Annotated in this window: 32 protein-coding genes, 2 pseudogenes and 1 other annotated feature; of the genes and pseudogenes, 12 read left to right on the forward strand and 22 right to left on the reverse strand. The window is 64.7% G+C overall.

The window, feature by feature from the left end:
• Positions 1-22: 22 nt before the first annotated feature.
• The 4 genes from P5P27_RS09760 to P5P27_RS09775 all read right to left on the reverse strand — a co-directional run bounded on the left by P5P27_RS09760 (position 23) and on the right by P5P27_RS09775 (position 2,530).
• Positions 23-463, reverse strand: coding sequence for an arsenate-mycothiol transferase ArsC (locus P5P27_RS09760; protein WP_005206752.1), 441 nt, complete (start codon positions 461-463; stop codon positions 23-25).
• Positions 463-1,578 carry an ACR3 family arsenite efflux transporter gene (gene arsB / locus P5P27_RS09765; RefSeq protein WP_278127362.1) on the reverse strand — a complete coding sequence of 372 codons (1,116 nt, stop codon included), beginning with the start codon at positions 1,576-1,578 and terminating at the stop codon, positions 463-465. Before arsB ends, P5P27_RS09760 begins: the two co-directional genes overlap by 1 nt.
• Positions 1,575-1,949 carry an ArsR/SmtB family transcription factor gene (locus P5P27_RS09770; protein WP_278127363.1) on the reverse strand — a complete coding sequence of 125 codons (375 nt, stop codon included), beginning with the start codon at positions 1,947-1,949 and terminating at the stop codon, positions 1,575-1,577. The genes arsB and P5P27_RS09770 overlap by 4 nt, the downstream gene beginning before the upstream one ends.
• Before the next feature lie 125 nt (positions 1,950-2,074).
• Entirely contained in the window at positions 2,075-2,530 is a 456-nt protein-coding gene (locus P5P27_RS09775; protein WP_161896580.1) for an ArsI/CadI family heavy metal resistance metalloenzyme, read from the reverse strand.
• A 95-nt stretch (positions 2,531-2,625) separates the two neighbouring features.
• Between P5P27_RS09775 and P5P27_RS09780 the strand changes: the two genes are divergently transcribed.
• The gene (locus P5P27_RS09780; protein WP_005206748.1) at positions 2,626-2,979 is read left to right on the forward strand and encodes an Rv2640c family ArsR-like transcriptional regulator; all 354 of its coding nucleotides are present in this window, start codon (positions 2,626-2,628) and stop codon (positions 2,977-2,979) included.
• On the opposite strand, the gene P5P27_RS09785 is transcribed toward P5P27_RS09780, so the two are convergent.
• On the reverse strand, positions 2,976-3,290 hold the full coding sequence (locus tag P5P27_RS09785; protein ID WP_008376388.1) for a hypothetical protein: 315 nt from the start codon (positions 3,288-3,290) through the stop codon (positions 2,976-2,978). The genes P5P27_RS09780 and P5P27_RS09785 overlap by 4 nt on opposite strands.
• Before the next feature lie 23 nt (positions 3,291-3,313).
• On the opposite strand from P5P27_RS09785, the gene P5P27_RS09790 reads away from it, so the two are divergent.
• The gene (locus tag P5P27_RS09790) at positions 3,314-3,583 is read left to right on the forward strand and encodes a hypothetical protein (protein WP_186349799.1); all 270 of its coding nucleotides are present in this window, start codon (positions 3,314-3,316) and stop codon (positions 3,581-3,583) included.
• Positions 3,580-3,963, forward strand: coding sequence for a hypothetical protein (locus tag P5P27_RS09795; protein WP_278127364.1), 384 nt, complete (start codon positions 3,580-3,582; stop codon positions 3,961-3,963). The genes P5P27_RS09790 and P5P27_RS09795 overlap by 4 nt, the downstream gene beginning before the upstream one ends.
• Before the next feature lie 119 nt (positions 3,964-4,082).
• Here P5P27_RS09795 and P5P27_RS09800 read toward each other — a convergent pair whose 3' ends face one another.
• Positions 4,083-4,244, reverse strand: a complete 162-nt coding sequence (locus tag P5P27_RS09800) for a hypothetical protein (RefSeq protein WP_157435742.1) — start codon at positions 4,242-4,244, stop codon at positions 4,083-4,085.
• A 628-nt stretch (positions 4,245-4,872) separates the two neighbouring features.
• On the opposite strand from P5P27_RS09800, the gene P5P27_RS09805 reads away from it, so the two are divergent.
• Together P5P27_RS09805 and P5P27_RS09810 are read left to right on the forward strand one after the other, a co-directional pair.
• Positions 4,873-5,082 carry a heavy-metal-associated domain-containing protein gene (locus P5P27_RS09805; protein WP_040519341.1) on the forward strand — a complete coding sequence of 70 codons (210 nt, stop codon included), beginning with the start codon at positions 4,873-4,875 and terminating at the stop codon, positions 5,080-5,082.
• Positions 5,083-5,255: 173 nt separating this feature from the next.
• Positions 5,256-5,840, forward strand: coding sequence for a YdhK family protein (locus P5P27_RS09810; RefSeq protein WP_278127365.1), 585 nt, complete (start codon positions 5,256-5,258; stop codon positions 5,838-5,840).
• 27 nt (positions 5,841-5,867) lie between these two features.
• Here P5P27_RS09810 and P5P27_RS09815 read toward each other — a convergent pair whose 3' ends face one another.
• The gene (locus tag P5P27_RS09815; protein WP_231650302.1) at positions 5,868-6,194 is read right to left on the reverse strand and encodes a hypothetical protein; all 327 of its coding nucleotides are present in this window, start codon (positions 6,192-6,194) and stop codon (positions 5,868-5,870) included.
• An 87-nt stretch (positions 6,195-6,281) separates the two neighbouring features.
• Here P5P27_RS09815 and P5P27_RS09820 point away from each other — a divergent pair, with 87 nt between their 5' ends.
• The 3 genes from P5P27_RS09820 to P5P27_RS09830 all read left to right on the forward strand — a co-directional run bounded on the left by P5P27_RS09820 (position 6,282) and on the right by P5P27_RS09830 (position 9,751).
• Complete coding sequence (locus P5P27_RS09820) at positions 6,282-8,177, forward strand: heavy metal translocating P-type ATPase (protein WP_006898150.1); 1,896 nt, start codon at positions 6,282-6,284, stop codon at positions 8,175-8,177.
• 153 nt (positions 8,178-8,330) lie between these two features.
• Positions 8,331-8,945, forward strand: coding sequence for a TlpA family protein disulfide reductase (locus tag P5P27_RS09825; RefSeq protein ID WP_039868132.1), 615 nt, complete (start codon positions 8,331-8,333; stop codon positions 8,943-8,945).
• Positions 8,942-9,751: a cytochrome c biogenesis CcdA family protein gene (locus tag P5P27_RS09830; RefSeq protein WP_006898152.1), complete on the forward strand. Its 810-nt coding sequence runs from the start codon at positions 8,942-8,944 to the stop codon at positions 9,749-9,751. The genes P5P27_RS09825 and P5P27_RS09830 overlap by 4 nt, the downstream gene beginning before the upstream one ends.
• A 110-nt stretch (positions 9,752-9,861) precedes the next feature.
• Here the strand turns inward: P5P27_RS09830 and P5P27_RS09835 are convergent, their stop codons facing one another.
• The 9 genes and pseudogenes from P5P27_RS09835 to P5P27_RS09875 all read right to left on the reverse strand — a co-directional run bounded on the left by P5P27_RS09835 (position 9,862) and on the right by P5P27_RS09875 (position 18,079).
• Complete coding sequence (locus P5P27_RS09835) at positions 9,862-10,776, reverse strand: M56 family metallopeptidase (RefSeq protein WP_278127366.1); 915 nt, start codon at positions 10,774-10,776, stop codon at positions 9,862-9,864.
• 28 nt (positions 10,777-10,804) lie between these two features.
• Positions 10,805-11,158 carry a BlaI/MecI/CopY family transcriptional regulator gene (locus P5P27_RS09840; protein ID WP_006898154.1) on the reverse strand — a complete coding sequence of 118 codons (354 nt, stop codon included), beginning with the start codon at positions 11,156-11,158 and terminating at the stop codon, positions 10,805-10,807.
• A 49-nt stretch (positions 11,159-11,207) separates the two neighbouring features.
• On the reverse strand, positions 11,208-11,636 hold the full coding sequence (locus P5P27_RS09845) for a hypothetical protein (RefSeq protein WP_278125292.1): 429 nt from the start codon (positions 11,634-11,636) through the stop codon (positions 11,208-11,210).
• Positions 11,626-11,973, reverse strand: coding sequence for a hypothetical protein (locus P5P27_RS09850; RefSeq protein ID WP_278125294.1), 348 nt, complete (start codon positions 11,971-11,973; stop codon positions 11,626-11,628). The genes P5P27_RS09845 and P5P27_RS09850 overlap by 11 nt, the downstream gene beginning before the upstream one ends.
• A 31-nt stretch (positions 11,974-12,004) precedes the next feature.
• Positions 12,005-12,928, reverse strand: coding sequence for a M23 family metallopeptidase (locus tag P5P27_RS09855; RefSeq protein ID WP_278127433.1), 924 nt, complete (start codon positions 12,926-12,928; stop codon positions 12,005-12,007).
• Positions 12,929-13,231: 303 nt separating this feature from the next.
• Entirely contained in the window at positions 13,232-14,446 is a 1,215-nt protein-coding gene (locus P5P27_RS09860; protein ID WP_006898158.1) for a L,D-transpeptidase, read from the reverse strand.
• Positions 14,447-14,588: 142 nt separating this feature from the next.
• A complete protein-coding gene (locus P5P27_RS09865; protein ID WP_278125295.1) occupies positions 14,589-16,076 on the reverse strand; it encodes a multicopper oxidase family protein in 1,488 nt (495 codons plus the stop codon).
• 257 nt (positions 16,077-16,333) lie between these two features.
• Positions 16,334-16,585: a hypothetical protein gene (locus P5P27_RS09870; protein ID WP_006898160.1), complete on the reverse strand. Its 252-nt coding sequence runs from the start codon at positions 16,583-16,585 to the stop codon at positions 16,334-16,336.
• 240 nt (positions 16,586-16,825) lie between these two features.
• Positions 16,826-18,079, reverse strand: a pseudogene (locus P5P27_RS09875) (IS256 family transposase).
• A 350-nt stretch (positions 18,080-18,429) separates the two neighbouring features.
• Between P5P27_RS09875 and P5P27_RS09880 the strand changes: the two are divergent.
• Entirely contained in the window at positions 18,430-18,606 is a 177-nt protein-coding gene (locus P5P27_RS09880) for a hypothetical protein (RefSeq protein WP_228461558.1), read from the forward strand.
• Positions 18,607-18,641: 35 nt separating this feature from the next.
• On the opposite strand, the pseudogene P5P27_RS20775 reads toward P5P27_RS09880, so the two are convergent.
• Together P5P27_RS20775 and P5P27_RS20780 are read right to left on the reverse strand one after the other, a co-directional pair.
• A pseudogene (locus tag P5P27_RS20775) lies at positions 18,642-18,833 on the reverse strand (hypothetical protein); the annotation flags it as partial.
• Positions 18,834-19,252: 419 nt separating this feature from the next.
• Positions 19,253-19,513 (reverse strand): class I SAM-dependent methyltransferase, encoded by a 261-nt coding sequence (locus tag P5P27_RS20780; RefSeq protein ID WP_423201247.1) that lies wholly within the window; start codon positions 19,511-19,513, stop codon positions 19,253-19,255.
• 218 nt (positions 19,514-19,731) lie between these two features.
• Between P5P27_RS20780 and P5P27_RS09890 the strand changes: the two genes are divergently transcribed.
• Genes P5P27_RS09890 through lspA form a run of 3 tightly spaced genes read left to right on the forward strand, consistent with a single transcriptional unit; the run spans position 19,732 to position 22,678 of the window.
• Entirely contained in the window at positions 19,732-20,154 is a 423-nt protein-coding gene (locus tag P5P27_RS09890) for an ArsR/SmtB family transcription factor (RefSeq protein WP_039855988.1), read from the forward strand.
• Positions 20,151-22,151 (forward strand): heavy metal translocating P-type ATPase, encoded by a 2,001-nt coding sequence (locus P5P27_RS09895; RefSeq protein WP_008376366.1) that lies wholly within the window; start codon positions 20,151-20,153, stop codon positions 22,149-22,151. Before P5P27_RS09890 ends, P5P27_RS09895 begins: the two co-directional genes overlap by 4 nt.
• Complete coding sequence (gene lspA, locus P5P27_RS09900) at positions 22,148-22,678, forward strand: signal peptidase II (protein WP_008376365.1); 531 nt, start codon at positions 22,148-22,150, stop codon at positions 22,676-22,678. Before P5P27_RS09895 ends, lspA begins: the two co-directional genes overlap by 4 nt.
• A 48-nt stretch (positions 22,679-22,726) precedes the next feature.
• On the opposite strand, the gene P5P27_RS09905 is transcribed toward lspA, so the two are convergent.
• The 4 genes from P5P27_RS09905 to P5P27_RS09920 all read right to left on the reverse strand — a co-directional run bounded on the left by P5P27_RS09905 (position 22,727) and on the right by P5P27_RS09920 (position 26,973).
• Positions 22,727-23,278, reverse strand: coding sequence for a hypothetical protein (locus P5P27_RS09905; RefSeq protein ID WP_278127367.1), 552 nt, complete (start codon positions 23,276-23,278; stop codon positions 22,727-22,729).
• A gap of 118 nt (positions 23,279-23,396) precedes the next feature.
• Positions 23,397-24,619, reverse strand: a protein-coding gene (locus P5P27_RS09910; protein ID WP_278127368.1) for an IS3 family transposase whose coding sequence is annotated in 2 segments (ribosomal slippage) — positions 23,397-24,340 and positions 24,340-24,619 — 1,224 coding nt in all. Because the reading frame shifts where the segments join, the coding sequence is not laid out codon by codon here.
• Positions 24,217-24,350: a sequence feature (AL1L pseudoknot), on the reverse strand. It overlaps the preceding gene by 134 nt.
• Positions 24,620-25,537: 918 nt before the next feature.
• Positions 25,538-25,870, reverse strand: a complete 333-nt coding sequence (locus tag P5P27_RS09915) for a helix-turn-helix domain-containing protein (RefSeq protein WP_005203177.1) — start codon at positions 25,868-25,870, stop codon at positions 25,538-25,540.
• Positions 25,867-26,973: a tyrosine-type recombinase/integrase gene (locus P5P27_RS09920; RefSeq protein WP_278127435.1), complete on the reverse strand. Its 1,107-nt coding sequence runs from the start codon at positions 26,971-26,973 to the stop codon at positions 25,867-25,869. The genes P5P27_RS09915 and P5P27_RS09920 overlap by 4 nt, the downstream gene beginning before the upstream one ends.

Below are 26,973 nucleotides of genomic sequence, written 5' to 3' on the forward strand. Positions count from 1 at the left end.
AGATACCGACCCAGCTCCGGCGTTAGCGCGCGGTGAGTTCGGCTGCCAGCGCGGTGACGCGGGCAGCGATGTCGTCGCGGACCAGGCGCATCCGTTCGATCCCGTCGATTCCGCGCTCGGACGGTTCGTCAGTGTCCCAGTTGATCAACCTGACCCCGGCGGGGGCATCGACCACGGCTTCTCGGCCGAGAGTGACCACCAGGTCGACGCGGGCGAGCAACTCGGGATCGATGGGCTTGGGAGTCTCGCCGGTGATGTCGATGCCGACCTCGGCCAGGCTCTCGGCAGACAGCCCGTTGACCGCGGTGCCGGGTTTGGTTCCGGCCGAGTGCACCTCGACGGCCTCGCCGACCGCCTTGCCCATCAGGCCGGCGGCCATCTGAGACTTGCCGCCGTTCTTCACACACACGAACAGCACACTCGGCGTGGCCGCGTTCTCGGTGATCGTCAGGTCGTCGGGCATCAGTTCATGCTCCTAGAAGAGTCCGCGGAAGCGGAGGTAGAGGACGGGGTGAGGGGGAAGCGTTTGCGTAGGGCAAGGGAGACATAGACCAGGCCGACCAGCACAGCGACCTCGATCAACGGACCGACCACGCCGGCGAGGGCTTGGCCGGAGGTCGCGCCGTAGGTGGCGATCGCGACGGCGATGGCGAGTTCGAAGTTGTTGCCTGCCGCGGTGAACGCAAGCGTGGTGGTGCGTTCGTAGCCCAGGCCCATAACCGCACCCAGGAGGTAGCCGCCGCCCCACATCACTGCGAAGTAGACCAACAGTGGCACGGCGATGCGGACGACGTCCCAGGGACGGGAGGTGATCTGTTCGCCCTGCAGGGCGAAGAGGATGACGATCGTGAACAGCAGTCCGTAGAGTGCCCACGGCCCGACCTTGGGCAGGAACTTCGCTTCGTACCAGTCGCGGCCCTTGGTCTTCTCGCCGATCCGGCGTGACAGGTATCCGGCGAGCAGCGGGATGCCGAGGAAGATCAGCACCGACTTGGCGATCTGCCACGGAGAGGTGCTGATGGTCGTCTGTTCCAGGCCCAGCCAGCCCGGCAGGATTGAGAGGTAGAACCAGCCCAGGACGGCGAACATCACCACCTGGAACACCGAGTTGAGCGCCACGAGGACGGCTGCTGCCTCACGATCGCCGCAGGCGAGGTCGTTCCAGATGATGACCATGGCGATGCACCGTGCGAGGCCGACGATGATCAGGCCGGTCCGGTACTCGGGTAGGTCGGGCAGGAAGATCCAGGCGAGGGCGAACATGAGCGCTGGGCCGAGCACCCAGTTCAGTAGCAGCGATCCCAGCAGTAGTTTGCGATCGCCGGTGACGGTGTCGAGGCGGTCGTAGCGCACCTTGGCCAGGACCGGGTACATCATTATCAACAGGCCCAAGGCGATAGGCAGTGAAACGCCGTCGACCTGGATCTTCTCCAACGCGGTGTTCAGTCCGGGGATCATCCGGCCCAGCAGCAGACCGGCGACCATGGCGACGCCGATCCACACCGGCAGGAACCGGTCCAGAGTCGAGAGCTTGCCGACGACCGGCTGATGCCCGGCCGTCGGGGTGGGGCTGGTCACGAGTGAACCTCCATCGGGCTGGCGAGCTCGCCGGACTGCAGGATCCCGGCGAGCGAGGACAGAACATCGGGGATAACGCGGTAGTACACCCACGACGCGCGGCGCTCAGACTCGAGCAAACCGGCGTTCTTGAGGACCTTCAGGTGATGGGAGATCGTCGGTTGCGAAACGTCGACGGCCGGGGAGATGTCACACACGCACGCCTCACCGCCCTCGTGGCTGGCGATCAAGCTGAACAGTCGCAACCGGATCGGGTCGGCGAGTGCTTTGAACACCACAGCAAGATCAACCGACTGCCGCTCCGAGAGGGGCTCACGCACCAACGGTGAGCACCGCACAGTGACATCGGTCAACGGAATCGAGTTCGACATGTATCGATATTGACAGATATCGATACTGGTTGCAAGGGTGCATGCAGTCCACGTTCGAAACGGGACTGGTCGCCACCCCGGCATCGGGTGGCGACCAGCCTGGCAGCCCTAAGAGAAGGTCGCGTTCAGCAGCAGTTCGCCGCGGGAGTGCAGCATGCCGCGGGCGTAGATTCGCCGGCGGGGGCCGCGGCGGCGACCGGTTCGCCGTTGAAGGTCTCAGCGTCGGCCAACACGGTGTAGACCTCCCACCGCTCGGCGTCGGGAGCGGTGACCCACACCTTGTCCTGAGTGGCAAAGCAGCAGGTTGCTCCGATCTCCTCTTCGGTGAACAGCTTCTCTTCGGTGAATCGGGCGATCTCGGCGTGCACCTTCTCACTGGAATCGACCTCAACGCCGAGGTGATTGATGCTGCCGCCCTGGCCGGGATTCTCCAGCAGCACCAACTTCAGTGCGGGCTCAGTGACGGCGAAGTTGGCGTAGCCCGGCTTGACCTTCGCCGGGCCGACGCCGAACAGCTTGGTGTAGAAGGCGATCGACTGGTCGAGATCGTCGACGTTGAGGGCGAGTTGCACGCGTGACATGAGATCCTCCAAGGATTCGACATACATCAAAAGTGTTGCGACTCAAGTTCTAGACCAGAGTTTGACATATGTCAACGGATGGGTAGGTTGGGGTCATGCCCAAGACGCTCCCTGTGGTCGACATCAGTGCTCCGATCTGCTGTGCACCGATCTCCGCAGGTCCAATGGAAGCGGATGCGGCCCTAGAGCTGGCTCTCCGGCTCAAGGCGCTGGCCGATCCGGCGCGAATTCAGCTGGTCTCCATCCTCATGGGCGCCCGACCAGGTGCGATCAGCACCAGTGATCTCGCCGAGGCGCTCGCACTCTCGGCGGGTACGGTGAGCCACCACCTCGGTCAACTCAAAAAGGCGGGCCTAGTCAGCTCCGAGCGTCGAGGCGTGAACGTCCTGCATCGCGCCGAACCGGACTCGCTGGAAGCACTCAGAGGAGTGCTCGACACCTGCTGTTAGCCGGGGTGATCGGCATCGCGCCGCACGGCGTTAGCTGCGTAAGTCCGATACTGGCGTTCGACGGTGTAGTCGGGGAGCGACTCGGCGATGAGGTCGGCCAGTGTATCGCCTTCGTGAAGCCAGCCGGCGACGTCGAATCCGCGACGCCACGTGTGCTGGTCGTCGCTCGGTGCGTCGGCGAAGTTCGCCGTCCACGCGTCGAGCCACGTACGCAGCCGGACGACGACGGAGTCGGGAAACCCGAAGTTCGCGGGTGTCAGCAGTTCGGATCTCTCTTTTCTGGGCGAGTCGGGGAAACTCGAGCTATGCAAGTTGAGGTCCTGTATGTCGATGGATGCAAGTCCGTCGCCGTCAGTACTACGAGCGCACCGGACGTGAACTCTCCGACGAGAACGTCTGGGTCCACGAACGACTCCGCGAGATCGCCTCGCTCGATGCCATCATCGCCCGACTCGCTGCCGAAGGTGACCAGGCATCGGCCGATCGCGAGTCGGCGGTGGCCGGGGCCGGCACCTCTGATCGGCGACCGCTGCTGCAGATCCAGACTCGAGGGCTGCACGAGATCGCACTCGGGAAAGCCGAGAACCCAGGTGATGGGGCATGACGCCACCGACTGATCAGGCGATCGCCGCGCTCAACGCCCACGCACGGCAGCGCTCCGCCGACGTCCGGACTCGGATTGAGAAGGCCCTCACCGCGATGCGGAGATCGGGGGCCACAATCAACATCAACGCCGTCGCTGTACGTGCCGGCGTCACCCGCAAGACGATTTACAACCATCCGGACCTACGGGAGAAGATCCGCGCCCACACCACCATCGCCCCGCCACCCGAGGCTGCAGCCACCGACAGCTCCATCGTGTCGGCGCTTCGGGCTCAGTTGACGGCCAACGATGCCGAACTCCATCGTCTCCGCGCAGAACTTCGCGCCAAGGATGTGCTGATCGCCACACTCTACGGCCGGCTAGACACGGCGGACGAGTGACGACAGACCGCCGACGATTCTCGGGTAACCGGCGCACGTCCCGTCCCACGGTTCGAGAACGTCATTGCGCACATCGCGCCCAACCGTAGGGCCATCGGCTGATCCGTCTGTTCGCCAGCCTAGTCAGCAGGATCGAGGAGGTCGTCGATGACGGCATCCAGTCGTCGCCGAATGTGCTGGGGCGGTCCCACCACGGAGTCGACGAGGATCTCGGCTTGAGCAACGGCATAGATTCGACTGCCGATCCGCCAGGTGGCCGCAAACGCGGCGTCAGTGTCCACCTAGCCACCCACCAGAGTAACGGCGGCCGCGATGAGCGTGCCTCGGAAGCGGCAGGGATCGTCGGCGATGACCTGCGCCGGTGCTCGATCATCCAGGCGCGGATTGCGTCCCTGAAACCAGGCTTGGATCAACGATGGGGTAGCGCCGAGCTGGTGTTGCAGGGCCGCCACCGTGTAGGCCACCTTCAAACGGGCTCGGACGTGGTCCGGGACTGCGGCCGCGCGTGTGATGTAGTCGCTGACCGCAGCGGTGCTGGGCGCCGGCCAGATACGCAACCAAACGCGCACCGAGCAGCGTGCGCAGTTGGTCGACCAGTGTCGCGTCGTCGAAGGCGTCCAGATGCGCTGTCACACGATCGTGGACGGCGGCAACCGAGAGTCGGACCGATTCCATGGATGCCATCGTCGCCACACACAAGCCGCCTGATTCGCCGCCGTTTTCGGAGGCTCCGCTGGTCAGTGCCCGATCTAGTCAAACGCAAACTGACCAAGCCGCCCACCTGGCAGCTCCCACCAGACCCCCAGACTGCGATGCGTGGCGGCACCCCTTGCATCACAGCCGATGGCAGGTATATGTTCATCAGAACATCATACCCCCATGGGGTATCAACTGGAGAGGTGGAAAGACATGTCGTCGAGCGAGTATCAGGTAGCAGGCATGACGTGCGGGCATTGCGAGGCCTCGGTGCGCAAGGAAGTCGCAGCCGTAGAGGGTGTTCAGGACGCTCAGGTGAGCGCGCAGACCGGCAGGCTCGTGGTCACCTCCGTCGGCCTCGTCGACGAGGCCGCGGTGGTCGACGCAGTCACAGCGGCCGGCTATTCGGCAGTGCGGATTTGATGGACGCCAGCTCGCTTCCTGCTGTCGGCGTGACGTTCGCGGTTTAGCGAACTTTTACACCTTCAGCTCTGTGCGGCCGCCGAGCAAATCGCTATCGGCCGACAACGGAGAGAACGGCGATGCACCACACCGGTGCGTCGCGTTCGGTGAGATCAGAGTGGATAGGAGACCACATGCGCAAGCCTCTCATGACGGCCGTCTCGGCGGGAATACTCGTCGGAGCACTGGTTCTGGCCGGTTGCAGTGCCGGCGAAAGCCAGGACCACCAAGGCTATGACGGTGGCAGCACGGCCAGCAGTGTCGGCGCAATGAGCGATTCGCCGATGGACCACCCGATGGACGGCGGGCCGGCACCTGCCGGCATCAAGGCGGCCTCGGCACCCAAGTTTCCGGTCGGCAGCCAGGTCATGCTGACCGCAGACCACATGGCAGGCATGTACGGTGCGCGGGCCACAATCGTCGGCGCCTTCGACACCTACACCTACTCGGTGAACTTCACCCCGACCACCGGCGGCCAGCCGGTCAAGGATCACAAGTGGGTAGTCCAACAGGAGATCAAAAACGCAGGAGATCGACGTCTGGCCGATGGCACCGAAGTCACCCTTGAGGCCGATCACATGACGGGCATGAAGGGGGCGAAGGCAACAATCGCCAGCTCCACCGACCAGACCGTCTACATGGTCGATTACGAGGCGGACGGCATGACGATGACCAACCATAAGTGGGTCGTCGAGAGCGAAATTCAACCGACGTCTTGAGCCGGGGGGTGGTGACGACTTCAACAGTCACCAACCCAGCTGGGGAATGACGATGAGGAAGGCAGCAGGATGACTGACCCCCACGCGCACCACCACCACCGAGACGTCGGCGGCGCCCCCATACACGGCGTCGACCGCCATGACGCGGCAGTGCCTGAGAGCCACAATGCTGTCGCAGACCCACCGCACAGCGGGCACAACGAACACGGCGAGCACGGTCGAGATCACAACGACCACGCCGACCATCACGGAGAGCATGGCACCCCCGGCGGGCGTAGCGGGCACCTGGACCACGACAGTGGACACGGAGACCACAGTGGGCACCGGGACCACCACGGTGCGCACGGGGGGCATGGTGGGCACGGTGACCACGTCGGGGAGTTTCGCCGACTGTTCTGGATCAACCTCATCATCGCGGTTCCGGTAATCGCCTTCTCGCCGATGTTCGCGATGTTGGTCGGCTACTCGGTCCCCGGCTGGGCCGAATGGATCGCGCCCGCGCTCGGCACCGTGATGTACCTCTGGGGCGGCTGGCCGTTCCTGGCCGGCGCTCTGAGCGAGCTGCGGACGCGGAAACCCGGGATGATGCTTCTGATCGCACTGGCGATCACGGTGGCGTTCTTCGCGTCCTGGGCGGCGACGCTGGGACTTGTCAGTCATCAACTGGAGTTCTGGTGGGAATTGGCGCTGCTGATCGTCATCATGCTGCTGGGCCACTGGATCGAGATGCGGTCGCTGGCCCAGACCACCTCGGCCCTGGACTCCCTGGCCGCGCTTCTGCCCGACCAAGCAGAACGTGTCCGAGACGGGCAAATCGAGGCCGTGGCCCCCGCCGATCTGGAGGTCGGCGACACCGTCGTCATTCGCCCCGGCGGGGGCATCCCAGCCGACGGCCGGATCGTCGAGGGGCGTGCGGCGATGGACGAATCGATGGTCACCGGTGAGTCCCAGACGGTCACCCGCAGTGTTGGCGACACCGTGACCGCGGGGACGGTCGCTTCCGATTCAGGACTACGAATCGTGATCACGGCCACCGGCGACGAGACGACTCTCGCCGGGATCCAACGGCTTGTCACCGATGCTCAGAACTCGTCGTCTCGTGCTCAACGACTCGCCGACACCGCGGCCGGATGGCTGTTCTGGTTTGCCCTCGGAGCCGCGGCGATCACCGCGATTGTGTGGACGGCGATCGGCTTGCCCGATGATGCGGTGGTTCGCACGATCACCGTCTTGGTGATCGCGTGCCCGCACGCTCTGGGCCTAGCGATTCCGCTCGTCGTCTCGATTGCGACCGAGCGTGCGGCCCGGGGCGGCGTACTCGTCAAAGACCGACTTGCGTTGGAGAGCATGCGGACGGTCGACAGCGTCCTATTCGACAAGACCGGCACGCTCACCCGGGGCGAACCCACTGTCACGGATGTCTTTGCCGTCGACGACGTCGACGAGGATCAGTTGCTGGCGTTGGCGGCGGCCGCTGAGTCCGACAGCGAGCATCCCCTCGCACGCGCGATCGTCGGCGCCGCCGATCGCCACAGCCTCAGAGTCCCGACCAGCAGCGATTTCTCCTCATCGCCCGCAGTGGGGGTCACCGCGACGATCGAGGGAACGACAGTGCGGGTCGGGGGCCCGCACCTGCTCGCCGAAGAACACCTCAACGAACTGCCTGTCGCTGATCGCTGGCGTGCGGACGGGGCGATCATCTTGCATGTCATTCAAGACCGGCGGCTGATCGGCGCATTGAAACTCGCCGACGAGATCCGCCGCGAGTCACGCGAGGCTGTCGATGCGCTCCATGCGCAGGGCGTCGAGGTCGTGATGATCACCGGTGACGCTGAAGCTGTCGCGAATGCCGTTGCTCATGAACTCGGCATCGACCGTGTCTTCGCCGGTGTCCGTCCCGAAGACAAGGCCGCCAAGGTGCAGGAACTGCAGACCGAAGGTCGCAGGGTGGCGATGGTCGGAGACGGGGTGAACGATGCTCCCGCGCTCGCCCAGGCCGACATCGGTCTGGCGATCGGCGCAGGTACTGATGTCGCTATCGCCTCGGCCGGTGTCATCCTGGCCAGCGACGATCCCCGCTCCGTGCTCTCGGTGATCGAACTGTCGCGAGCGGCGTACCGCAAGATGAAACAGAACCTGTGGTGGGCGGCCGGTTACAATCTGATCTCCGTCCCGCTCGCGGCCGGAGTGCTTGCACCCATCGGATTTGTCATGCCGATGTCGGTGGGCGCGATCCTCATGTCGTTGTCGACCATCGTCGTGGCCCTGAACGCACAACTGCTGCGCAGACTCGACCTGCATCCAGGATCAACGACGCGCGCAGTCTTGGACCGCTAGCCGGGTTAGTCCGCCGCCGGCCACCGTCAGCACCCGGGCATCGATCACTCTCACCATTTACTAAGCAAGTTAGTACTACTCTCCTTAGTAGATGGAGGTGGTTGTGTGGCACCCGGACACATTTCCGAGGACAGGTACCGGATCGACGAGAGGATGCCGGACTGCGCGCGTGGCCGTCGGCGACGCGCGCAGGCGCTCGTCGGCGCGATGCTCATCGGTGCCACGGTGCTGACCGCGTGCGGTACCGGCACTGATGCCGTGTCTGCGGTGCGCGCCAATCAGTTCGTCTCCCCTGACGGTCAGACGGTCATCGACTACGCGCCCGCCATGCGGCGTGCGATCGGCGCGGTCGAGGGTGAGGACTTGTTCGACCGGGGAGCTGTCCGGCTCGCCGATTACCGCGGTGACGTTGTTGTGGTGAACGTGTGGGCTTCGTGGTGCCCACCGTGCCGTACCGAGTTTCAGGCACTGGAGAACGTCTACCGCGACACCCGCGCCCGTGGGGTGCAGTTCGTGGGGATCAACTTTCGTGATTCGCGCTCGACCGCACAGGATTTCACCACCGACCGCAAGGTGCCCTATCGGTCGATCTTCGACTACGGCGGCGCCACCCTTGCCGCACTCGGAGTCCCCGTGGGTGTTGTCCCGACCACTCTGATCCTCGACCGCCAGCACCGCCCAGCGAAGCTGTTCCTTCGAGCGATCACCGAGGCCGAATTGCGTGCTGCCGTTGTGACGGTGGCCGAGGAGAAGGCGGCGCCGCAGTGAATCAGTGGTTTCTGGCGGATCTGGGAACGACGTTCGCGGCCACGGTCACCAGTGGTCCGCTGCTGCTGGGCCTGGGTGTCGCGGCGCTGGTCGGGATCATCTCTTTCGCCTCGCCGTGCGTGGTGCCTCTGGTGCCGGGCTACCTGTCGTATCTGGCGGGGCTGGTCGGTGCCGAAGCTCCCGCCGTCCAGGTCGGTGAGGGCCCCAAGTCCGGCCGGTGGCGGGTGGTTGCCGCGGCAGGGCTGTTCGTCCTGGGCTTCACGCTCGTCTACGTCCTGGCCACGGTGGCGCTGTTCGGTGTGACCTCGGTCTTCCTCGATCAGGCCCGCCTGGCAGTGATGCAACGCGTCGGCGGGGTCGTGACCATCGTGATGGGCTTGGTATTCGTCGGCGTGGTTCCGTTCTTCCGGCGAGAACGCCGCATGACGCCTCACCGCCGCACCGGTATGGTCGGCGCGCCGCTGCTGGGGGCCGTGTTCGCCATCGGGTGGATACCGTGCAGCAGTGCCACCCTCGGTGCCGTCATCGGGCTAGCGATCAGCACGAACGGCGACGCGCCGTTCCGCGGCGCGCTGATGGTCGTCGCGTACTGCTTCGGCCTCGGTGTCCCGTTCGTGGTCCTGGCGTTCTCATCGGCATGGGCCGTCCGCAGCCTTGGCTTCCTCCGCCGCCACGCCCGCACCATTCAGATCGTCGGGGGCGTCCTGCTGGTCGGTGTCGGCGTGATGTTGGTGACGGGCTTGTGGAATGTGTTCGTGGACTGGGTCCGAAAGGCGCTGATCAACGACGTCGTCCTGCCCGTGTGACCGGGCGCCCAACGAGCCTGGCCCCGGCCTGACGGTGCGCGTCGGCGTGCGGACTCTCGATCACGATCGATGCGACGGGCCGGGCGAGCACCGGCCGGTTCCCAGGAGGGTCAGGCGGGGCAGGCAGCCAGGAAGACGGTGGCCAGACCGGCGAGGAATAGCAGAATGGGGAACATCGCGGCCGCTGTCGGGGCAGCGTAGGACGAACTACGCGACGGTCGCGTGCCGGGAGCGGCGGAACGGCCCAATCGATGCAACCGCAGATCGACGCAGTCACGAGCGATCCCCAGAGCGCCCGCCGGCGCGGTCGGGTGAACGTGCGTGATCGCGCGGACGACGGCAGCGTCGCCGTGCTCATGCGCGGCGTGTGCGTCGGCGTCGAACTCGACCAGGGCGCGCACGATGGGACTCGCCTGCCGAGTCAGTGGTAGCCAGGGCACCGCGTGCGAGAGACAGTCGGCGACGCGGACGAACAGATGATGGTGACCATGGACGTGCGCCTGTTCGTGAGCCATCACCGCCGACAACGCCGCCGGGTCCAGTCGCTGCCGCAGCCCTTCGCTGGCCACGATCAGGCCCTCGGTCCGTCCGGGCGTGCTGTAGGCCATGGGTGTGCTCGTCGGCAGCCACAGTGGCGACCGGGCGCCCGTCGGGTTCAGCAACCGCGCGAGCAGTGCGTGGTGCGCCCCGATCTCGAGGTCACGGCGACGGGCGGTCCGCCAGAACGCCGCAGCCCGCCACCCGGACACGGCCAGGACGAGGGCGAACACGCCTGGCCCGGCGACCAACTCGAGGGTGCGGCTGACCGCACTGTCGAGTCCGTTCAGGCAGGTCTGCAACACCCCACCCACGACGCTCGCGTGGCCGGGAATGGCGACGATGGCCACCGAGCTCGCAGCGGCGACGAACACGCCAGCGGTCAGCGCCGCCCACACCCGCAGCAGGGTCCTGGCCGTGAGTCGATCACGCGCGATCAGGACGTCGAGGACCCGGTCACCGATCAGAGTCGCAGCCAGCGCACTCACGCCCAACAATGCTGCCGTGACCACCGCGTCAGTCCCGTTCCCGCAGGCCCTGAGCGATTGCTGCGCTTTCCTGGTCGGAGGCGTGCCGCACGAAATGCAGCAGCGCCCCAGACGGGTCGCCGGCGTCGGCCAGCACCGCACGCAAGGCATCGCTGACGGTCTGCTCACGCGACTTGAGCGAGTGATACCAGTACGCCCGGCCGCGCCGGTCGCGTCCCAGCCACCCCTTCTGGTACAGGTTGTCCATCACCGTCATCACCGTCGTGTACGCGGGTTCGCGCTCCGCGTCCAGCCCTTCGAGCACGTCGCGGACGCGTTTGTCCGCGTCATCGCGCCAGAAGACCTCCATGATGCGTGCCTCCAGCTCGCCCAGACCGTGCATCGCACACCTTTCCCTCACGCCACCGCACTGACTGCGGCAAACCGCGCAGTCAGCCCGCGACCGCGCATCGCCGTTCGCCCTGCAGCCGTCGCTGAAGGGCCCAACCCAACAATGCCACGGACACCACAGCCAGGATCGGCTGCAACGGCGCCCAGACGGTCAAGGCTCCACTGACACCGACGACCGCGACCACCACCTTGTTGCACACCGGGCATCCGACAGCCAACGCCGAACCGACCGTCGCCCAGAGTTTCTTCTCCATCCGCGGCGCCGTCCGGGCTTGAATGTAGGTGGCCGCGATCAGGCCGCCCAACACCGCGGTCGCCAGCCAAATCGGGTAGTTCCACCACAGGGTCGGCGTCATGCGTGAATACCACGGCGTGTCGATCAGTCCGGACGGAATACCGACGGCCAATCCGATCGCGATGGCCGTGACTGCTGCCACCACCCAGCGCACCAGGGACCACTCACGCAGCATGGCCACTCCTTCTTGTCTTGGTCAGCATCTGTGTCTCGGCCCGTCGAGTCGAGTCGGTCTCGTCCGCCGGGTCGGCAGTCGTCGAATCACGGCGAACGTGCGCGGTGAATACCAGTCGCCGCAGCAGCGCTCGCGCGGCGAGCGCCACGATCGCCGCTACTATTGCCGCCCACACCCAATGCCAGGTCGGCGGCCAGCCGAGGCGGTGCGCATGCGGGCGCCCTCGCAAGTCAACGGTCTCGGCATAGACCATGATCATTGCACCGCTGAGGACTGCTGCGAGAATGCCGACCGCCACGGCGAGTTGATGACTGACCCTTGTTCGCGTCACTGCCAACCTCTCTCCATCTACTAAGAGACATAGTAGGTCAGGGTCGGCGGTCGCGCACCTGCCCCCGAGCCAGCACCGACACGTCCGGAGGCGTCGCAGTCGGCGGCGGCGATGCCTCGGTGGCGATGGTGACGCCGCGGGCCTGCAGCCACGGCAGCGGATCGATCGCCGTCCCGGCGGGGTCGGCGACCTCGAAGTGCACGTGCGGCCCGCTCGACACCCCGCGGCTGCCGACAGTGCCGATCTGCTGACTCATACGCACACGGTCGCCGACGTTGACCGAATTCTGATCGTTGTGACCGTAGGTCGTGACAGCACCGTCCGCGTGACGGATACGGATCCACAGGCCGAACCCCTCCGCAGGCCCTGAGTTGATGACCTCGCCGTCCTCGACCGCCAGGATGGGCGCTCCCAGGCGGTTGCCGATGTCGATGCCCTGATGACCGCGACCGTCACCGAACGTGGAGGTCAGGACACCGCCGGGGGTGGGGGTGGCCGCAGTCTGCCCGGGAGCGGGGCGGGCGCCGTCCGGGGCGAGGTGATCGGAGGATCCCCCGTGCGAAATCGACGGGTCGTGCGGCGCGACCGCGGCAGCGAGTGTCGCCAGTAGGCGCCCCACAGGGACCGCGTCGAGGATCAATGGCGCCTGCCCACCGAAGGCAGTCCCGGCGGCCGCGAAGCACCCCAGAGCTCCGACCCGATCGCCTGCGGCGGGGTCGGTCTCGGCAGAGACGGTCAGACATGAGGTCACGGTGGCCATCGGGGCCAGCAGCTTCACCAGTCCGTCAGGTCCGGCCACGGCCCGCACGCTGTCTTTAACGATGGCCGCCAGCTCGACCACGACGTGACCGTCAACACCGTTGGCGGTCTCAGCCACGGCGGGCGCTGGACTCAGCGTCCCCGCCGCAACCGCCGCGGCCAGACCAAGAGCGACAGGGGCGGTGCCCACCCAGTGCCGCACCCGAGGTGCGAGCGTTGCCGATGATGGCGAGGAGGTGAGTCCGACGAGGGGATCTCTAGTCATGGACGCCACTATGACACTTGCGCACCACTGGCACCACCAGCACCAAACCGGACATTCGACGGAATGGGCAATGCGTGTGCGGGCCGCCTTCAATCGCAGAACATGGAGGTCAGCGCGGTCGACAGGTCGATGTCAGCGCGGGCTGCAACGCCGTCGATGTCACCGCAACGATCTACTAAGCGCCTTAGTAGATCGTTGCGGGAGTGAGATCTATTCGTGATCGTCTCGCAGGAGTTCTGATCAGGCCAGCGCACTGCCTGCTCGCCATTGCTCCCAGGGCACGCCCCAGTCGCCGTTCTGCCAGAGCTCCAGCGGCGCCCCGCCGGTGTTGCGGACCTCGACGACGTCGCCCGGGATCGAGAACTGGTAGAACCAGCGGGCGTTGGCGCCGTTGAGGTTGAGGCAGCCATGCGAGAGATTCGTGTTTCCTTGCGCCCAGACGGTCTCGTCCAGTTGATGCAGATAGACACCGTCGGTGCTGATCCTCGTGGCGTAGGCGATGGTTTGCTTGTAGCCGAGCCTGGAGTTGATCGGCAGACCGTAGGTGGACGAGTCCATGACGACCGGATTCGCCTTATCCAGCACCGTATAGATGCCACGCTGAGTCCAGAAGCTGATCTCGGTGCCCCCGATGACCTCAGTGCCACCCATCCCCATCGAGGTCGGCATCGTGCGGACGAGGTTGCCGTTCTCGTACACCTTGACCTGCTTGGTGCGATCGTCGGCGATCGCTACGTGCGAGTCACCGATCGTGAAAGTCGCCTCGGCATCTTCTTGACCGTAGAGGCCGCCGCCGAGGTCGGCGCCGTAGATCCGCGCCTCAACGGTGACCTCGGTGCCAGGACGGTAGTACTCGCGCGGCCGCCAGTGAGCGTTCTGGTCGTCGAGCCAGTACCAGGAGCCCTCGACTCCGGGCGTGGTGCGGACCGACAGTCGCCGCTCGGCTGCGGCGCGGTCACCAATCGGCTCGTCGAAGTGAGCAACGATGACGATTCCGACGCCGTAGGTCCCTCCGGTCGACAGTGGCGTGCCGCCGGTCGTCTGCAGGGTGACGCCGGCCTGATTGTCGGGGGTGAGCGTGGTGAACGACCCGGTGCGCGAGGCGCGCTGTCCGCCGCCGCGAGCCGTGGCGGTCACGGTGTACGTCCGGCCATAACCGAGCGGTTCACCGACCTTCCAGGAGGAGCGGTCCGGTGTCATGATGCCGACGACAGGCCGCCCCCCATCGTTGACGAGCGTCACGTTCTCCAGGGTGCCGCCGCGCACAGTGGCCACGACCGGGGCAAGGGGATCGACTCCGCTCGCCCCGTCGTCGGGGGTGAGCTCGATCGACGGCGCGGCCGACGCAACCGACGGATCGGCCACCAGATCCCGGGATGGCTGCGAACACCCTGCGATGATCAGGACGGCAGCAAGAAGGAAGGCGGCAGTACCGCCTCTAGGGAATTTGACCATGGGATACGACCTCTCGTGTGCACAGAACGCGACCGCGAGGGGCGAAACCACCCCATCTACTAAGCAGCTTAGTAGATGGGGTGGTCGAGGTGTCGCAGTCGGCCCGCGATGTACCGGTCTAGGTGCCGCAGGGCTGGTGCGTCTACGCGTATCGGAGCGTGGTCATCATGCCGGTCTCCATGTGATAGATGTTGTGGCAGTGCAGAGCCCAGGCGCCGGGGTTGTCGGCGTCGAGGTCGACGTTGACGCGGCCCATCGGACGGATCAGCACCGTATCCTTGCGCAAACCCGATCGGTCGGGCAGCGACCAGGTGTGGCCGTGGATGTGCATCGGATGGACCATCATCGTCGAGTTCGTGATCTGCATTCGCAGCCGCTGGCCGGGCCGGACAGTCAGCGGTGTGTCCTGGCCGTACTTCTTGCCGTTGATCCCCCAGGCATACGGCGACATCTGCCCGTTCAAAGTGACTTTGAGTGTGGTGTCGGGATCGCGGTCGGGCAATCGTGCCGATTCCGCCGCGGCCAGGTCATCGGCGCCAAGAAGTACTGGGCCCTCGAGTTCGCGCGGGCGGATGGTGCTCGGCGGGGCCTGTCCCGAAGCTGTCCGCAGGAGCGCCAAGGCTTGGCCACTCTTGCCTTCGGCCGCCGCGACAAGCGGGAACACGCCATCTCCGGCGGTGATGGTCACGTCGTAGCGCTCGCCCATCGCGACGTACAGGGCTCCGGTCTGCTTGTCGTTGACCCGATGGCCGTCACTGTGCGTCACCGTCATCGTGTGGTCGGCGAGTGCGACCTTGAAGACCGTGTCCGATGCCGCGTTGATCAGTCGCACCCGGACTCGTTGACCCGGTCGGCAGCGGAACTCGGTCGGCGCCTCCGGAACCCTGCCGTTGATGAGATAGTGCGGGTAGGCGACGTCTCCGGCGTCACCCAGCGACGAGTTGCCGTGGTTCATTCCCGGCATCGACGAGTGATCCATCCCGCCCATGCCCGACTTCAACGGTCCGGACTCGGCCTGAAAGTCGGCCAGAATCTGATCGGGGCTCTTCCCGACCCCGTCCGTCCAGTCGTCGAGGACGACGATCCATTCCGCGTCGTAGTCGCCCGCATCGGCCGGATCATCGATGATGATCGGCGCGTACAGACCTCGATCGAGCTGTGCCCCGACGTGGGGGTGGAAGAAGTGCGTCCCAGCATCGGGGGCCGTGAAGGCGTACACGAACCGGTTTCCGGGTGCGATCGCCTGCTGCGTGACGTCTGGGACTCCGTCGGCTTCGTTGCGAAGTCGGATGCCGTGCCAGTGAACGGTCGTCGGCGCAGGAAGTTGGTTGTCGACGTTGACTCGCAGGAAGTCGCCCGCAGTGGCGCGAACCACTCGCCCGGGAACCTCGTCGCCGTAGGCCCAGGTGTTCGCGATAATGCCCGCACCGAGGTCGACAGCCACCGGTCGGGCCGTCAAAGACGCCTCCACCACCTTCTGCCCCGGCTTCGGCGACGCCTGCAACGGTGGTCCCGGCAACGGCGACGACTCAGGGCGTTGAGGGCGGTCCGGGCTGCACGCGCCGAGTACGCCGACCCCCAGCGCCGCCAACCCTCCGATGAGCACCGATCGCCTCGAAACCTCAACCATCCTGATCAGCCTTTCTGGTCCGCGCTGAATCCGCGAGCATGTATCGCGGACGTCCACTCCCAGAGTCGTCTCCGACGCGCCGGGTAGCGACCCTCGCGGACGATCTTGAGGAAACCTTGAACCGATGCTGACGATACGAATGTGGCCCCTCACCGTCGCCAGCATTGGAGCACGCACAACGGCATGTCCTGGCTCACTGTTCAACGGGAACTATCACCAGCCCCACAGGCCTGACCACTGCGCCGACTGGTCGGCTCTCACCAGTTTGGAGGCCCCTGGGGGTCGTCGCGAATCAGCCGAACCATCCGCGTGTAGTCCACGTCAGAGATCTCCCCGCACGCCAAACGCTGGCCGAGGACAGACTCGGGGTCCAGCTTTGAAGAGGCGCGTATCGACGAACGGATCGCCAGAGTGATTCCGACGGCGATCAACGCCCAGACTGCGATCAGTACGAGCAGCATCCAACCGTGTCCGAAACTGCCCATGTGGCCGCCGTTAGAGAACATCATCGCTACACCTCACTCACCGTCGATCCAACAGTACGCCGCCGACCGTGGCAGACCGAGTCTCGCCTGCACCGACCGGGGCACAGGCCGACAACTTCAGGCATTCGGCCATCACGGCCCAACGATGCCTTCCCCATGTCACACCGCCCTGGACTGAACAGCATTGGATAGAGCCCCGTGGGGTGGTGGACTTCGGATCGGGCGTGGGGCCCACGCGTTCTGATCAACGAGTCGTTGTGAACGCTATGCGAGCTGGGCTTGCTCGTCCAGTAGTGCGGCGGCTTTCGCCTTCTCGGCGAGGACCGCGCGGAGCTCGTCCATGGACACCTCGGACATGTAGCGGCGGGTGACTTGCCATTCGTCGTGGGCGTCGATCACCACCGCTGTCGCCAGCCGGAGGAACGCGTCCGGGTTAGGAAAGATCTCCACGACGTCGGCGCGGCGTTTGATCTCCTTGTTCAGCCGCTCGATCGGATTGTTCGACCAAATCTTCTGCCAATGGGATTTCGGGAACGGCAAGAACGCGAGCACGTCGGTTTGGCTTCTCGCATCATCGCCGCCACCTTCGGCATCGGTGCCTGGAAACTGTCAGCGACCTGATCCCATTGCGCCGCAACGTCTTCGCGGTCAGTGTGCGCGAAGATCGTCCGTACCCCGGCAGTCACGACCGGCTGCTGCTTGGCCGGCACCACCCCATGCAGATTCCGCATGAAATGCACCCGGCACCGCTGCCACGCCGCGCCCACGAACTGTTGTGCCACAGCAGCTTTCAAACCTGAATGGGCGTCAGAGATCACCAGGTGCACCCCGTGCAGACCACGGGCTTTCAGACTCGTGAGGAAGTCCTTCCAGAACTCGAAGGACTCACTCTCGCCGACCGCGGTACCGAGCACCTCGCGAGTCCCGGTCGCCGACACCCCGGTCGCCACCACCAACGCTTGGGAGACCACGTGGGCGCCGACGCGGACCTTGCAGAACGTGGCATCACAGAACACATACGGAAACTCGGCATGAGTCAGCGAACGGCCGCGGAATTCGGCGATCTCGGCGTCTAGACCTGCACAGATCGCCGGACACCTCGCTTTTCCAGACGCCGGAGTCCACGCCCATGGCGCGCACCAGATCGTCGACGCTGCGGGTGGAGATGCCCTGAACGTAGGCCTCCATGATCACCGCGTACAAGGCTTTGTCGATCCGGCGTCGTCGCTCCAACAGGACCGGGAAGAACGACCCGGCGCGCAGTTTGGGGATCTTCACCTGCACATCACCGGCGGGGGTCGAGATCGTCTTGGGTCGGTGGCCGTTGCGGACGGTGGTGCGGTCTGCGGAGCGCTCGTAGCGGCCGGCGCCGATCTTGGTGGTCGCCTCGGCCTCGATCAGGGCCTGCAGGCCGGCCCGCAGGATCTCCGGGAGCACCCCGACCAGGGCGAGTTCATCAGAGCGCAGTGAGGCGATTTCGGTCAGTTGGTCGAGCAGGGCAGAATGGTCGTGGGTCATCGCGTGAATGCCTTTCAGTTGAGTCACTTGCCGGTAACTCACTGATCATCACGCGATGGCCCGCCCAACCGGCGACACCGACCCCGTGCGGCGTGTCCACCACCGTCACCGAGCCACCAAACCCCACCACTCCAGGGGACTCACCCCAGCATTGATGCTGTTGTCCGCGACGAGTTTCCTTCAGCGACGTCGCCTACCTGAAGCTGCGGGCGAGCCGGACCGCACAGAGACGCGGTCAGGCGCACTCAGGCAACGGCGCCATCGAAAAGCCGCTACCGGACACCGGACTTGCGTGCGACGAGCAACCAATAGGGAAAGTCGACACCGCCGGCGCGGATCCGTTCCTCGACATGCAGGCCGGCTCGCTGGAGTTCGTCGACAATCGCATCGAATTCCCGGACCTGAAACCCGTACTGGGTGAACGGCATCGCTCACAAAGCATCCGGATCTGCGATGCCGAGAACGGCGCAGCCGTTGCCGGCGAGAATCCGATGGAGCTCACTGAATGCGGCGAATCGATGAAGTAAATCGTATTCGTGCTGATCAACGCGTCAATCGAAGCGTCCGGAACAGGTAGGGACTCCATCGGCGCGGCAGTCAGTGACAGTCTCCGCGTTTGGATCTCGCGACGAAAGCGTCTCTGTGCGCCGTCGATCATCGTTGTGGAGATCTCGAATCCGTGCACCATGCCCGATTGCCCTACACGATCAAGCAACAACCCTAATCCGACAGACACCACCGTCGAACCCGACATCGGCGACTACTCGACCCGTCCGGATTCCGGCAGCCTCCACCGCGGCAGCAATAGGTTCACGATTGCGTCGATTCAGTACCCGGCCGACGATTCGACCGCGAATCCCGGCAGGTCGCCCAAGTTGCCGAGAAATACTCGCCACGACCTGCTCGCCGACATCCATACCTCGATTGCAGCATCCTAGACCCGGCAACCGCATCAGGGGACTCCCGGAGAGTTCGCCCGGGTGTGACATCGGAAGCGACTCACCGGATGAATCACGGTACCTATCCTCCGCCGGCCCCGACTGCCAATCTCAAACGACTCCACGCCAGTCCTCGACGCCCCGTAAGCCCTATCGACGGGTACACCCGACTGGAGGGGTGTCACCCACGATCTAAACCGTTATGTGATTCACAGTCGGATACGCTGTGGCCAAGTTACAGATAAAGCACTCGGACTGCTTCGGCTAGTGCTTGCTCCCAGTCGACGACGTGGTGGAGCATGATGAACGAGACGACCATGTCGAACTGGCCGTCGGCGAATGGTAAAGCAGTTGCGTCTGCAACCCGGGTGTGCGCGCGGTCACCGAAGGCGCGGAGGCGGTCTTGAGCGGCTGTGACCATTCGGGGGTCGAAGTCGGTGACGGTAATGGTTGTCGTCTGCGGTTCTGGGCTTGCCGCCAGAATGTGGGCCGCCATAGCGCCACCGCCGCCGCCAATCTCGAGGAGGGCGCCGTTGGGCTGGACTCCTTGTAGAGCCCAAGGGAGCACCCACCGACTGGTCGCGGTCTCCCATGGTGCGCTTCGGCAGAACAGTGCTTCGACTTGTGACATCGACGGCATCGCGGATTGCTCCTTCGGGGTGCGGGTGAGGTGGGAGCTTCGATTCCACCGTGCCTGGACGCTATCATCGTCGTATGACGATGAATAGATGTTCGGTGATGGTGGGGACGGAGCTCGATCCTGCGGTCGCGTTGTTTCGGAGTTTGTCTGACGGGACCCGGCTAGCGATCGCGGCTCGATTGGCCCGCAGTGGTGAGGCTCGAGTGGCTGATCTGATGGCTGAGTTGGGTCTTGCTCAGTCGACAGTGTCCGCGCATGTTGCGTGCCTGCGGGACTGCGGATTGGTGGTGGGTCGGCCAGAGGGCAGGCAGGTGTTCTACCGTCTGGCGCGGCCGGAGCTTCTCGACCTGCTGGCGGCGGCTGAGACGGTGCTTGCTGCGACGGGCAGTGCCGTAGTGCTGTGTCCCAACTATGGGTTGGACAGTGCCTGCGATGGTGAGGCCACTGCCGGCGCGGTCGTTGAGGAGATCCGCGGTGTGGGGGGTGATCGACGATGAGTGATGCATGTGGATGTGGGCACGACGAGATCGGGGAGGATGAGCAGGCGCCTGGACATTGGTGGAACGTCCGAGAACTTCAGGCAGCTGCGGTTGCCGGATTGTTGTTGGTGGCCGCCTATCTCACTGGCTGGGCAGATGGTCCGAGGACGATCAGTACGACCCTGGAGTGGGGTGCTCTGCTAGTAGGCGCGGCGACGTTTGTCCCGTCGACACTGCGGCGGCTGGCATCGGGGAAGATCGGCGTTGGAACGCTGATGACGATCGCTGCGGTGGGTGCGGTGATTCTCGGTGAGGTCGGGGAAGCGGCGATGCTCGCGGTGTTGTTCTCGATTAGCGAGGGCCTTGAGGAGTACGCCGTTGGTCGTACTCGTCGGGGCCTGCGGGCGTTGTTGGATCTGGTCCCAGATTCGGCGATGGTGTTGAGGGCGGGCGTCCCGACAGCGGTGTCGCCGTCAGTTCTTCGTGTCGGGGATCAGATCCTGATCAAGCCGGGTGAGCGTATCGCCACTGATGGGCGCATAAGCGAGGGGCGATCGTCGCTGGATGTATCGGCGATTACTGGCGAATCGGTGCCGATTGAAGCGAATCCTGGGGACGTCGTGTTCGCGGGATCGATCAACGGCACTGGTGTGTTGGCCGTTGATGTCAGCGCTACTGCGGAGAACAATTCGCTGGCGAAGATTGTGCAGATTGTCGAGGCGGAGCAGTCTCGAAAAGGCGATGCGCAGCGGTTAGCTGACCGGATTGCTAAGCCGCTGGTTCCGGCAATCATGCTCATGGCCGCTGTGATCGCGGGTATCGGCGCAGTGTTTGGCGACCCGGCGACGTGGGTGGAACGAGCTCTTGTGGTGCTGGTGGCAGCCTCACCCTGTGCGCTGGCAATCTCGGTTCCGGTGACAGTGGTTGCTGCTATCGGCGCCGCCAGCAAGATTGGTGTGCTGGTCAAAGGTGGTGCGGCGTTGGAGTCTCTCGGCCGGGTCCGGATCGTGGCTGTTGACAAGACGGGAACGCTCACCGCGAACAAGCCGGTTGTTGTCGGTGTTGCTGTTGGCGGTCAGGCGAACGAGGTCGCGGGAGAACCCGGTGTGACCGGCGACGTTGGGCATTCGATTGAGCAGGCGCGAGTGCTCGCGGTTGCCGCGGCGCTGGAAGCTCACAGTGAACATCCTCTGGCTCGTGCGATCCTTGCAGCTGACGGTGGGGTGAGTAGGGCTGCGACTGATGTACAGGCGGTGCCAGGAGCGGGTCTGACCGGTCTGGTCGAGGGTCGCCCCGCTCGGCTTGGGCGGCCGGGTTGGATCGATGCGGGTGCTCTGGCCGACCGGGTCGCGGCCTTTCAAGCTGATGGTGCAACCGCGGTTCTCGTCGAGGAAGACCAACGTCTCCTCGGAGTCGTCGCGGTACGTGATGAGCTTCGCCCCGAAGCACGGGAGGTCATCACGCACATGCACGATTCTGGAAATGCCGTGGTGATGCTCACCGGTGACAATGCCGCGACGGCGACTGCTCTTGCACAGATCGCCGGGATCGACGATGTCCATGCGGATCTGCGTCCAGAAGACAAGGCACGAATCGTGTCCACGCTGCGCGGCGACGGATTCATCGCAATGGTCGGTGACGGGGTCAACGATGCTCCCGCACTGGCCACAGCTGACTTGGGAATCGCCATGGGCGCGATGGGTTCTGATGTCGCGATTGAAACCGCGGACGTGGCACTGATGGGCGAGGACCTGCGGGTGCTGCCTCAAGCGCTCGATCATGCTCGTCGGGCGCGGACCATCATGCTGCAAAATGTGGGGCTGTCCCTTGGTCTGATCGCCGTTCTCATCCCGCTCGCACTGTTCGGGTTGCTCGGGTTGGCCGCGGTGGTCGCTGTCCACGAACTCGGTGAGATCGTCGTCATCGCCAACGGCGTCCGTGCTGGGCGGGTCAAGAACCGCCTGACGATGGCCGATACCGCTGGAGCATCGGTAGCAGTCGGGGCGAACCGATGACCCCGTCTGGTCCGGCGGTGTCAGGCGGTAGGTCGGGATATGCCCGCCGCCTGGGGATGCTGCTGCTGGCCCTGACCTTCGTCATCGTTGACGTGGCCGTCAAGGCATGGGCAGTCGATGCACTTGACGGCACCCGAATAGAGGCCGGGCCGGTGGACCTGCAGTTAGCGTTCAATTCGGGCGCGGCCTTCTCCTTTGCCGCCACCGCTCCGGGGTGGGTACTGCTGGTCATTCCCGCCGCGGTCACGTGTGGAGTCGCGGTCCTCGGTTGGCGTACCGCAGACTCCCACGGACTGCTCTGGCGCGTCGCGATTGCCGCCGTCCTGGGCGGAGCGATCGCTAACATCATCGACCGCATACCGGACGGAAAAGTCACAGACTACCTACACACCGGCTGGTGGCCCACGTTCAATCTCGCCGACACGTTCATCGTCCTAGGCGCCCTCACCCTCGTCGTGTGCATCATTGTCGACCCACACGAATCACCATCGCAGAACGAGGGGCAGGTACCGGCTGAGGACCAGTGAGCTGGTGCGATGTTGTGCTGTCTCCGGACCGTGATGGTCCGGCCGACGTCACCGCAGTCGTCGACCGGCATACCGAGCCCACGTTTCGCCGGAGCGTTCAGCGTGAAGGAACGCAACCTGATGGCTGTAGCCCAATGCGTCGGCGACGACGGACGGAGGGCACTCGAGCACGAGGTCGTCGAGTGCGCTGTTGCGGGCACCGAGGTTGCTCATGCCGATCAGGCGCAGGCGATGCATGATCGTGTCGGGATGGAGATGATCTCCGGCATGCGTGCCGGGAAACAACCAGGGATTGCCGTGTCCACTGGTGCGTAGATTCGTGCGATGGGCGAGCACGTCGCGGACGAGTTGAGCGAACGGTTTGGGCACGTCGACGGGGTGCTTGCCGAAAGTGATCGCCATCGGATTGCCGTCGATGATCGATGATGTCTGCAGTCGGACAATGCTTTTCAGCGGCTGCGCATACAGCAGAATCAGGACCCCAGCGACTCTGTAAGGGAGAGTCTCACTGTCACCAGTGAGCAGTTCGCTGATCCAGGCGATCCGCTGGGCTTGAGTCAAGGATGGTGTCGTCTTCGGAGCCCGGTGGCCGAGCTGCACGGCGGTATTGAGTCTGTCTTGTTTGCAGATGACCAGGAACGTTCGGATCGTGTATCGCGTTGTCGGACCTGTTGCGATCCACTGGTCGACGTGAAGCGCCCTGGGTTTCGTTCCGTGGTTACACGGTCGCGGGCGCGGTCGTCGTGGTGTGAGTGTAGGTCGCTCCGACGTTCGCCGGGGTGCGGTAGCCGAGAGCTTCGTGGAGCCGGGAGGTGTTCCACCAGTGGACCCAGCCCATCGTGGCGAGCTCAACCTCGCTGACTGACTCCCAGATCCGCTTGGAGTAGATCAACTCCGCCTTGTATAGGCCGTTCACTGTCTCGGCCAGCGCGTTATCGTAGCTATCGCCGACGGTACCTACTGAAGCCGTAACTCCCGCGGCGAGCAGAGCGTCCGAATAGGCGAGCGAAACGTATTGACTACCCCTGTCGGAATGGTGGATCAATCCGCTTTCGTTCCTGCTCACCCCGGTGGACTGCAGTGCATGCTCCAGTGCGAGCAATGGCAGAGACTCCGTGTGGAGCGTGGGCGCGACCGCCCAGCCGACAATTCTGCGACTGAAGACATCGGTAACGAATGCGACGTAGCAGAACCCGGAGAGCATCCGGACGTAGGTGATGTCGGCGACCCAAAGCTGCTGCGGTCGATCCGCGACGAACCGCCGTTCAACGAGCTCCGGGCGCTGGTCATCTCCGTCTGCGGAGCAGGTGGTGACGGGCTTTCGACCTCGGCGAACGCCCTGCAGGCCGGCGATCTTCATCAGCCTCGCGACCTGGTCGCGACCGACGTTCCATCCTGCGTGGCGCATTGCGTGCCACATCTTCCGGACCCCATAGACGCTGTAGTTCGCCTGATGAATCCGCTGCACCTCCTCCGCCAGCATCTCGTCCCGAACGCTGCGAGCGGAGGCCGGCCTGTTCTTGGCAGCGCGGTATCCGCGGGAGGTGATGAACCCACATTCTGTCGCACTGAGGATGCGGCAGATGGCCTCGACCCCGAACTTCTCGCGATGCATGTCGACGAACGCGATCATTTCGTCGTGGGGCGGTCGAGTTCCGCTGCGAAAAACGCTGAGGCGGCCTTCAGGATCTCGTTCGCACGTCGCGCCTCGGCGAGCTCCCGCCGGAGACGGCGATTCTCCTCCTCGAGCGGCTCTCCCGGTCCGACCGGCTCGGTGGCGCCGTAGCGATTGCACCAGATCCGCAGCGTCTCTGTGCCGACACCGAGCTGCGGCGCGACGGCACGGATCGATGCTGCGCGAGGGCCGCCCTCGCGGGCTTGGCGGTCGTAGACCATGCGCACGGCACGCTCACGCAGCTCTGGACTGAACTTCTTGGGCATACTCCGATTCTCCTTGCTGAGACTCGGAACGGAACCCAGGGCGCTTCAACGTCGTGTTGCGTGCAGGTCTCGATCGTGCGTCCGTAGGTGGACCTCAGCCAGCTCAGGAACTTGACGGTCTCGGTGATCTCTTGTTTGGCCGATCGCACCGATGGCTGGGTATCGCCGCCGGCATCGGCGATTGCGCGAATCCGCCGCAGATGGTGCCACGTCGCGAAGTGGCGAGCGGGCCGGGCGACCTCGGTCGGCAGGTCGATCAGCTTGTCATCGATCCATTGTTCGAAGCGTGGCAGCCACCGGTCTCGGGGAGGCAGTAGGCCGTGGTATTCCATCAATGTCCGCAGATGTTCTGCTGCCCGACTGGGTAGGGTGTCTAAGCCTTCGTGCGTGGCGGCGATGGCGCCGGTTCCTAGCCCCTTGAGCAGTTCCTGGACTTTCGGTGACCGCTTCCAGATCATCGTCGACTCGGGTCGCTTAGCGACGCATAGCGCGTCGACGAGGCCGCTGAGGATTGGGTCGGACGGCGGCCCGCCCATGATCTCGTGTAGGTCGTCCCGGACGGCGCAGCGAGCGCATATCGTCCCGCGGTGGTGACCGGACTCCTCGCCGCAGCGGCTGCATCGAAAGTCGTCGACGATACCTGCGCACGGCCCGCACACCGGGGTGCCGTCGGGCAGGGGTGGTCCAGGTAGAAGTCGTTCGACGCCGCATACCGGGCATGTTCCGTGAGTGTGGATCGCGGTGAACCAGCAGGTGAAGCAGATTCGGCCTTCGGGCCAGTGTGCCTGCGTCCGGGTGGTCGATCTGCCGCACCGGTCGCAGACCCACGCTCCACTCGCCTGTCGCGGTCGGCCGCGTACTGGCCGATAGGGGACTAGGCCGTCAGGTTCCATCCTGTCTTCACCTCATTGCGTGGTGCTACTCGTCGAGGATGTTCGCGCGCCGCGGACGCACAGCGCGGTCCAGCCGCATGACGTTCGGGCCGGCATTGGCTGCTCGGTGGTGCTCGCGAGCATTGACGGCGGTGACTGTGAGAAGCGCGTCGGGGCCGCACCCGAAGATGTCACACAACGCCGACATCAACTGCAGCGACACCCGCTCAGGTCGCTGGTTGACCAGCCGATACACCTGGGGACGGGACAACGAGATGTCCCGTTCTGCGAGCAAGGGGATCAAGTCCGTGGTCGTGTTCATTCCGCGCGCAGCCATCAACTCCGCCAGCCGCCACGTGTAATCGACCTTGCGTTTCATTCGGCAGTTCCCTTCGTCGTGCTGTCCAACGCTTCTCTCACGGTCCGGTCCAACACCGATCTCAATGTCGACCGACGAAATTCGTCAGATGTGAACTGATAGATTCCCGTCGTCGAGGCGTGTTCGTGCCCCATCTGGTCCTGCACGAACCTGGGATCCCAGCCATCCTCGAGTAAATGCGTGGCGTACGACCGCCGAAACGAATGCAGATCGACGCCGTCGGGGATACCCAGATCAACACAGTAGCGGCGTACACGACGAAGAAGAGTCGACCCCACCACCAGCCCACCTCGTTCGCTGGAGAACAGATCAAGACTGTCGGGATCACCTCGGCCGTTGGCGATCCAGTCCTCGATGATCGGAGGCGTCCACCGCCACACCGTCAACACCGAACGGGGTTTCGGAGGTGACCCGCGGAACGCCTTCCCGTACCGGACCTTGCACACGCCGAACTTCCCGAACTCGCGAGCGTGGGGATTGCGGGCGAAGTCCACCAATTGCAGGTGCGTGAGCTCGTTAAACCGCAAGCCGTAGGCGTAGGCGACCTTCATCATCGCGGCGTCCCGGTAGGCCGCCTGCCAGCCCTTCCTGCTGGTCGTACCGATCCGAGCTACCTCATCGTCGGCGTACTCGAACAAGGCTTGAAGCTCGTCCTTGGTGTACGGGCGCTTGCTCGCCCGCCCGTCGTACTCCTGGACGTGGCTCGCGGTGTTCCAGGCGGAAAAAACCTGGGCCGGGTACGCGTCGAACAGCTGCTCACAGACGCGGTCCCACCCGTAGTCAGGGTTGCTGATGTAGGAACAGAATGCCCGCAGTGTGCCGTGGTAGCCGCGCAACGTCGAGTGCATCACATGACGAACCGACCGAAGATCGGCGGAAAACTCCTCAACCATCGCCGGTGTCCAGTTCCACGGCTCCTCGTTCGAATGCTCGATGAACCTCTGCACGCAGCGCACTCGCCGATCGATTGTCGAGAACTGCAAGTTCCTGGACAGCTGCTGGTTCCGCCACCCGTCGAGCATCAGCTCGACGACACGCTCCTCCGGCCGCAGAAGCGGCACAGATTCAACCAGATGTACTCGGCCAACCTCATCGATTCGCAT

This window comes from Gordonia sihwensis (assembly GCF_029632925.1).
Taxonomy (GTDB): domain Bacteria; phylum Actinomycetota; class Actinomycetes; order Mycobacteriales; family Mycobacteriaceae; genus Gordonia; species Gordonia sihwensis.